A 5,914-nucleotide genomic window follows, 5' to 3' on the forward strand; every position below is an offset into this window, starting at 1 on the left:
TGTATTCCACCTCGGTGGGCTATGCCGGCGGTTCCACCCCGAACCCGACCTACGAAGAGGTGTGTTCCGGCATGACCGGGCACACCGAGATCGTGGAGGTGGTATTCGACCCGGCCATCATTTCGCTGGGCCAGGTGCTGCAGGTGTTCTGGGAGAACCATGACCCCACCCAGGGCATGCGCCAGGGCAACGACACCGGCACCCAGTACCGCTCGGCCATCCATGCCACCAGCCAGGCCCAGTTCGACGCGGCCATCGCCAGCCGCGACGCCTACCAGAAGCGGCTGGACGAGGCCGGCCTGGGCGCGATCACCACCGAGATCGAATTTCCGGCCCCGGCGTACTACTACGCCGAGGACTATCACCAGCAGTACTTGGCCAAAAACCCGAACGGGTACTGCGGTATCGGTGGCACGGGGGTGAGTTGCCCGATTGGTGTGGATGCCTGAGCGATGCGGTAGAGCCGACCGTTGGTCGGCCGCCGTTGCAGTGACGTGGGAGCAGCCGACCAACGGTCGGCTCTACCCCGGTTGTCGATGGGTGAGAAATCAAAAGGCCCCGCAGTGCGGGGCCTTTTGTCGTCCAGGAACCGGCGCGCTTACAGCCGTTCGCGGATCGTCTGGCGCAGCGCTTCGAGGTCCTTGGCGAACGCGTCGATGCCGGTGGCCAGCTTCTCGGTGGCCATCGGGTCGGCGGCCAGGTCGGCCGCAAAGCGTGCTTCGTCGATCGCCGCCGCCTGCACCGGCTCGGCCGCACCGGCCACCAGCTTGCGCGGCAACGCGCCGTGGTCGGCGTCCAGCTTCTCCAGCAGGTCCGGCGAAATGGTCAGGCGATCGCAGCCGGCCAGCGCCTCGATCTGCGCAGTCGAACGGAACGACGCACCCATCACCACCGTCGGCGAACCGCGGCGCTTGAACTCGGCGTACACGCCGCGCACGAACACCACGCCCGGGTCGGCATCGATGTCGGCCGGGGCCTGCCCGTTGGCCACGTACCAGTCCAGGATGCGACCGACGAACGGCGAAATCAGGAACGCGCCGGCTTCGCTGCAGGCCAGCGCCTGGGTCGGGTTGAAGATCAGCGTCAGGTTGCAGTCGATGCCCTCGGCCTGCAGCACCCGCGCCGCCTCCACGCCCGCCCACGTCGCGGCGATCTTGATCAGCACCTTGCTGCGCGGCACGCCGGCCGCCTCGTACATCGCAATGAACTGGCGCGCCTTGGCCACCGTCGCGGCGGTGTCGTGGGCCTGGTCGGCGTCCACCTCGGTGGACACCCGGCCCGGCACCAGCGAGCTCAGCAGCGTGCCCACGCCCACCGTCAGGCGGTCGGCGACGGCGTGCACGATGGTCTCGCGTTCGCCGGCCTGCTCGCGGCCCCAGGCCAGTTCGCGCTCGATCAGGTCCGCATACACCGGCAGGTCCAGCGCCTTCTTCACCAGGGTCGGGTTGGTCGTGCAGTCGACCGGCTTCAGGCGCTTGATCGCCTCATAGTCGCCGGTATCGGCTACCACGACGGACAGATCACGCAGCTGGCTGAGCTTGGACGGAGAAACGGTGTTCATTGCGACTCCTGGTACGAAAACGGGAACCCTGCGCGGGGGCAGGAAGGTCAGGCGTGGGGCTGGTTGTGGACGGCGGTCACGCGCAGGCGCAGCTTGCGGCCACCCGGTGCGTCCCAATCCATGGTCTGGCCGACCGACAGGCCCAGCAGTGCGGTACCCACCGGCGCAAGGATCGACACCTTGCCCTGTTCAACATCGGCTTCGCGCGGATAGACCAGCGTCAGCACGTGCTTTTCGTTCTGCAGCTCATCTTCGCATTCCACGCGCGAATGCATCATGACGGTGCCGTCGGGAATCTGGTCCGGCGCCACCACCGTGGCACGGTTGAGCTCCTTGGCCAGCGCCACGGCGGCCGGGGTCTGGCTGACGGCGGGGGATTCAAGCATGGCGTCCAGACGATCCATGTCGTGGCTGGAAACGATGATCGACGGGGGAAGTCCGCTGGAAGTGGACATGTAAAGCTCCTTGCGAGTAATGATGGCCCATGCAAAAGGCGGCGCCTGCTGGCGCCGCCTGGGTTCTATTGTGCTGCCTATCGAAGACGGATGCGACCCGTGCGGCGCAGGGACCGATGCAGCCGGTTCAGCAGGCCTGTCAGGCGTTGCCGCGCGCTGTCATGGCCACGCCGGAATCGGCGTTGTCCAGGGTGAACAGTTCCTGCGGCAGGCGCTTGAACTGCTGCGCCAGCTGCTGCAGGAAGCCGGTCATGGCCGAACTGCGCCGCCACGCCATCGCGATGCGCCGGCTGGGCCGGGCATCGCCCTGGAAATCGAGCAGGCGGATGTTCTCCGAACGCGGCACCGGCGGTTTCACCGAGAGGGTGGGCAACAGCGTGATGCCCACGTCGGCCGCGACCATCTGGCGCAGCGTCTCCAGGCTGGTGGCGCGGAACTCGGATTTCTCATTGGCACCGAACAGCCGGCAGACCGCCAGCGCCTGGTCGCGCAGGCAATGCCCGTCTTCCAGCAGCAGCAGCTTCTGGGTGGACAGCTCCTGCACGTCCAGGTGGTGCCGACGGGCCAGCGGGTGCTGCCCGGAGACGGCCAGCAGGAACGGTTCCTCGAACAGGAATTCGGCGTGCAGCTGGTCGTCGTCCAGCGGCAGTGCCAGCAACGCGGCATCCAGCTTGCCTTCGCGCAGCCGCGCCAGCAGCTCGTCGCTCTTTTCTTCCACCAGCAGCAGTTCCAGCTGCGGGAAGCGTTCGCGGATGTTCGGAATCACGTGCGGCAGCAGGTACGGCCCCAGCGTGGGGAAAATGCCCAGACGCACGGTGCCGGCTTCCGGATCGCGGCTGCGCCGTGCGGCTTCTTTCAGCTGCTCGACCTCGGCCACGATGGTGCGCGCACGCGCTGCCGCTTCAACCCCGGCGGGGGTGAGCATGACCTTGCGTGGTGCACGCTCGACCAGGGGCAGGCCCAGTTCGTCCTCCAGCTTGCGGATCTGGGTGGACAGGGTGGGCTGGCTGACGAAGCACGCCGCCGCGGCGCGGCCGAAGTGCCGGTGGTCGGCAAGCGCCACCAGGTATTTCAGATCACGTAGGTTCATTTCCTTGGACCTCTAAGCGGTAATGGACCGGGTGACGGCGTGGCTTACCCAGCAGGTGGGTCCCGGCGAACCGGGACCCGGACGTTTCAGGCAGCTTCGGCAACAGCGCCGCTGCTCTTGGGAACGGATGTGCGGATCAGGTGATCAAAGGCGCTCAGTGCGGCGGTCGAACCGGCGCCCATCGCGATGATGATCTGCTTGTACGGAACGGTAGTGCAATCGCCTGCCGCGAACACGCCCGGCACGCTGGTCTGGCCACGGTCGTCGATCACGATCTCGCCACGCGGCGACAACGCCACCGAGCCCTTCAACCACTCGGTGTTGGGCAGCAACCCGATCTGCACGAAGATGCCTTCGAGTTCGATCCGGTGCGCATCGCCACCAACGCGGTCCTTGTAGACCAGCCCGGTCACCTTCTGGCCATCGCCCAGCACTTCCTGGGTGAGGGCGCTGGTGATGATGGTGACGTTGCCCAGGCTGCGCAGCTTCTTCTGCAAGACTTCATCGGCCCGGAGTTTGTCATCAAATTCCAGAAGGGTCACATGCGACACCAGGCCGGCCAGGTCGATCGCCGCTTCCACGCCGGAGTTGCCGCCGCCCACCACCGCCACGCGCTTGCCCTTGAACAGCGGGCCATCGCAGTGCGGGCAGTACGCCACGCCCTTGTTGCGGTACTGGTCTTCGCCGGGCACGTTCATCTGGCGCCAGCGCGCACCGGTGGACAGGATCACCGTGCGCGACTTCAACACTGCACCGTTCTCCAGCGTGATCCCTACCAGGCCATCATCGCCGGCCGGGGTCAGCGCCGTGCCGCGCTGCAGGTTCATGATGTCCACCTCGTACTCGCGCACGTGCTGTTCCAGTGCCGTGGCCAGCTTCGGACCCTCGGTTTCCTTGACCGAAATGAAGTTCTCGATCGCCATGGTGTCCAGCACCTGGCCACCGAAACGCTCCGCCGCCACGCCAGTGCGGATGCCCTTGCGCGCGGCATAGATCGCCGCGGCGGCACCGGCCGGACCACCACCGATCACCAGCACGTCAAAGGGTGCTTTGGCGGCGATCTTCTCGGCGTCGCGTTTGGCCGAACCGGTGTCCAGCTTGGCCACGATCTGCTCCAGGGTCATGCGGCCCTGGTCGAACATCTCCCCGTTGAGGTACACGGTGGGCACCGACATGATCTGGCGCGCCTCGACCTCGGCCGGGAACAGGCCGCCGTCGATCGCCACGTGCTGGATGCGCGGGTTGAGCACTGCAGCCAGGTTCAGCGCCTGCACCACGTCCGGGCAGTTCTGGCAGGACAGCGAGAAATAGGTTTCGAATTTGAGTTCGCCTTCCAGCCCCTGCACCTGCTCGATCAGCTCGGCGGTGGCCTTGGACGGGTGACCGCCCACCTGCAGCAGCGCCAGCACCAGCGAGGTGAACTCGTGGCCCATCGGCAGCCCGGCGAACGCCAGGTGGATGTCCTGGCCCGGGGTGGTCAGCGCGAACGACGGGGTGCGCTCGCTGCTGTCGCGGCGCACGTCCAGGCTGATCTGCGCCGACAGCGCGACCAGCGTGTTCAGCAGCTCCAGCATTTCCTGCGACTTGGCGCCGTCATCCACGTGCGCCGTGATCTGGATCGGACGGGTGACACGTTCCAGGTAGGTCTTCAGCTGGGACTGGAGGTTGGCATCCAACATCGAAAAACTCCTTGATTCAGGCAAGCAGACGGCGTCGACGAACCCCGTGGGCGCATCTGCGCGACATGGGGGTGAACCCAAACCGGCGCGTCGGGCACCGGCTTGGGTTCACCCCCATTCCCGTCGAAACGGGAATGGGGATGGGAAACGGCTTAGATCTTGCCGACCAGGTCCAGCGACGGGGTCAGGGTCTTTTCGCCTTCCTTCCACTTGGCCGGGCACACCTGGTTCGGGTTGGCGGCGGTGAACTGGGCAGCCTTCAGCTTGCGCAGGGTTTCGGAGACGTCACGGGCGATCTCGTTGGAGTGGATCTCCAGGGTCTTGATCACGCCTTCCGGGTTGATGATGAAGGTGCCGCGCAGGGCCAGGCCTTCTTCTTCGATGTGCACGCCGAAGGCGCGGGTCAGCTGGTGGGTCGGGTCGCCGACCAGCGGGAACTGGGCCTTGCCGACGGCCGGCGAGGTTTCGTGCCACACCTTGTGCGAGAAGTGGGTGTCGGTGGTGACGATGTACACCTCGGCACCGGCCTTCTGGAACTCGGCGTAATGGTCGGCGGCGTCTTCAATCTCGGTCGGGCAGTTGAAGGTGAACGCGGCCGGCATGAAGATCAGCACGGACCACTGGCCCTTCAGGGTGCTGTCGGAAACCTTGATGAACTCGCCGTTCTGGTAGGCATTGGCTTCGAACGGCTTGATCTGCGTATTGATGAGCGACATTGATGTTCCTCTTGGTGAAGGGGGTGGGTGAAGCGACCAACACAGGTTAGCGGCTCCGTTCCCATAAGGACAATCCATTGATTGCATCTATACGATAGTCATAGTCTATCAATAGCGGCTGATCTTGCGATGAATGTCAGGCCCTGTTTCGCCCGAAAGCGTTGCAGCACAATGACATCCGGGCTGAATGGGGTAATCGGAGCAATAGCCGCTCCTTATTCCTGTACGGGGTTGGCTGAACGAACCCGGCGCGCGCATGCGGCGGTCGCATCGGATTGTCGATAGGGCAGGTCAACCAATATTGGTTCGCTCATTGCGGCAATCAATGTCTGGCCCCGGTCACGCCCGGTCCTTTCGCCCGCCTGGGCCCCTGGTCCGGTGCACTACACTGCGCCCCCGCCACCTGCCCGACC

At 65.5% G+C, this 5,914-nt stretch carries 6 protein-coding genes; 1 reads left to right on the top strand and 5 read right to left on the bottom strand.

Annotated elements, in window-relative coordinates; genetic code table 11:
* Positions 1-449, top strand: a 449-nt coding sequence (msrA, locus tag DBR34_RS11770; protein ID WP_128096934.1) for a peptide-methionine (S)-S-oxide reductase MsrA, incomplete at its 5' end; no start/stop codon positions are given.
* Between the two features lie 149 nt (positions 450-598).
* On the opposite strand, the gene DBR34_RS11775 is transcribed toward msrA, so the two are convergent.
* The 5 genes from DBR34_RS11775 to ahpC all read right to left on the bottom strand — a co-directional run bounded on the left by DBR34_RS11775 (position 599) and on the right by ahpC (position 5,501).
* Complete coding sequence (locus DBR34_RS11775; protein WP_128096935.1) at positions 599-1,561, bottom strand: transaldolase; 963 nt, start codon at positions 1,559-1,561, stop codon at positions 599-601.
* 47 nt (positions 1,562-1,608) lie between these two features.
* The gene (rnk, locus tag DBR34_RS11780; RefSeq protein ID WP_038690393.1) at positions 1,609-2,016 is read right to left on the bottom strand and encodes a nucleoside diphosphate kinase regulator; all 408 of its coding nucleotides are present in this window, start codon (positions 2,014-2,016) and stop codon (positions 1,609-1,611) included.
* A gap of 139 nt (positions 2,017-2,155) precedes the next feature.
* A complete protein-coding gene (gene oxyR / locus DBR34_RS11785) occupies positions 2,156-3,106 on the bottom strand; it encodes a DNA-binding transcriptional regulator OxyR (RefSeq protein ID WP_128096936.1) in 951 nt (316 codons plus the stop codon).
* 86 nt (positions 3,107-3,192) lie between these two features.
* Entirely contained in the window at positions 3,193-4,785 is a 1,593-nt protein-coding gene (gene ahpF / locus DBR34_RS11790; protein WP_128096937.1) for an alkyl hydroperoxide reductase subunit F, read from the bottom strand.
* A 152-nt stretch (positions 4,786-4,937) separates the two neighbouring features.
* A complete protein-coding gene (gene ahpC / locus DBR34_RS11795; protein ID WP_038690387.1) occupies positions 4,938-5,501 on the bottom strand; it encodes an alkyl hydroperoxide reductase subunit C in 564 nt (187 codons plus the stop codon).
* Between the last annotated feature and the right edge of the window lie 413 nt (positions 5,502-5,914).

It is taken from the genome of Stenotrophomonas sp. HMWF003, assembly GCF_003061285.1.
GTDB classification, from domain to species: Bacteria; Pseudomonadota; Gammaproteobacteria; order Xanthomonadales; family Xanthomonadaceae; genus Stenotrophomonas; species Stenotrophomonas maltophilia_AP.

Bases quoted from the DNA above. Each gene is read 5' to 3' on its own strand.
- ahpC (WP_038690387.1), bottom strand. From the start codon at position 5,501: ATGTCGCTCATCAATACGCAGATCAAGCCGTTCGAAGCCAATGCCTAC.
- ahpF (WP_128096937.1), bottom strand. From the start codon at position 4,785: ATGTTGGATGCCAACCTCCAGTCCCAGCTGAAGACCTACCTGGAACGT.
- rnk (WP_038690393.1), bottom strand. From the start codon at position 2,016: ATGTCCACTTCCAGCGGACTTCCCCCGTCGATCATCGTTTCCAGCCAC.
- DBR34_RS11775 (WP_128096935.1), bottom strand. From the start codon at position 1,561: ATGAACACCGTTTCTCCGTCCAAGCTCAGCCAGCTGCGTGATCTGTCC.
- oxyR (WP_128096936.1), bottom strand. From the start codon at position 3,106: ATGAACCTACGTGATCTGAAATACCTGGTGGCGCTTGCCGACCACCGG.